The organism is Pseudomonas oleovorans subsp. oleovorans (assembly GCF_002197815.1).
Lineage (GTDB): Bacteria > Pseudomonadota > Gammaproteobacteria > Pseudomonadales > Pseudomonadaceae > Aquipseudomonas > Aquipseudomonas oleovorans.
In genome coordinates this window covers 1-1,111 of sequence record NZ_NIUB01000091.1, presented here as the reverse complement: position 1 = coordinate 1,111, position 1,111 = coordinate 1, and the positions used below count along the sequence as shown (strand labels likewise).

The 1,111-nt window shown below is 61.2% G+C and carries 1 protein-coding gene; it reads left to right on the top strand.

Annotation, left to right across the window (positions count from 1 at the left end; genetic code table 11):
- A partial coding sequence (gene ltrA, locus PSOLE_RS23385; protein ID WP_088339369.1) for a group II intron reverse transcriptase/maturase occupies positions 1 to 1,040 on the top strand: 1,040 nt, incomplete at its 5' end.
- Between the last annotated feature and the right edge of the window lie 71 nt (positions 1,041 to 1,111).

Genomic DNA, 1,111 nt, shown 5'->3' with positions numbered 1-1,111 from the left:
AACTGGGCATTCCCAGTGTCGTGGATCGCCTGATCCAGCAAGCCCTGCTGCAACAGCTCACGCCGATCTTCGATCCGCTGTTCTCGGACTATAGCTACGGCTTCCGTCCGGGCAGAAGCGCTCACCAGGCTGTCGAGATGGCCCGCACCCATGTGGCGGCGGGTCATAGGTGTTGCGTGGAACTCGATCTGGAGAAGTTCTTTGATCGGGTCAACCACGACATCCTGATGTTCTGTGTTGAGCGCCATGTCGAAGACAAACAGGTGCTCAGACTCATCCGCCGTTACCTCGAAGCGGGCGTCATGTCGGGCGGGGTTGTCAGCCATCGGCAGGAGGGGGCGCCGCAAGGCGGCCCGCTTTCGCCGCTGCTGTCGAACATCCTGCTCGATGAACTCGACCGTGAGTTGGAGCGGCGAGGCCATCGCTTCGTGCGCTATGCCGATGACGCGAACATTTATGTCCGTAGTCCGCGTGCTGGCGAACGAGTGCTGGCCAGTGTCGAGCGGTTCCTGAATCACCGTCTGAAACTGAGACTGAATCGGGACAAGAGTCGCGTGGCTGGGTCGTGGAAATGCGACTACCTGGGGTATGGGATGAGTTGGCACTCGCAGCCTAGACTGCGAGTGGCAACCATGAGCCTGCGCCGTGTGCGCGACCGTCTCAGGGAACTGCTGCGAGGGGTGCGGGGCCACAAGATGGCGAATGTCATCGAGCGGGTAAACCCGGTGCTGCGAGGCTGGGCAGGCTACTTCAAGCTCAGCCAGAGCAAGCGTCCACTGGAAGAGCTGGATGGCTGGGTCAGGCACAAACTTCGCTGTGTCATCTGGCGGCAATGGAAGCAGCCCTCTACGAGGGCGCGCAACCTGATGCGCCTGGGATTGAGCGAGGAGCGTGCCTGCAAGTCGGCCTTCAATGGCCGAGGTCCGTGGTGGAACTCAGGAGCGCCGCATATGAATCAGGCGCTGCCGAAGAAGCTATGGGACAGACTTGGACTGGTCTCGATACTGGATACGATCAATCGGCTTAACCGCATGGCCTGAACCGCCGTGTACGGAACCGTACGCACGGTGGTGTGGGAGGACGGCGGCCGTGAGGCCGCCTCCTACCCGAT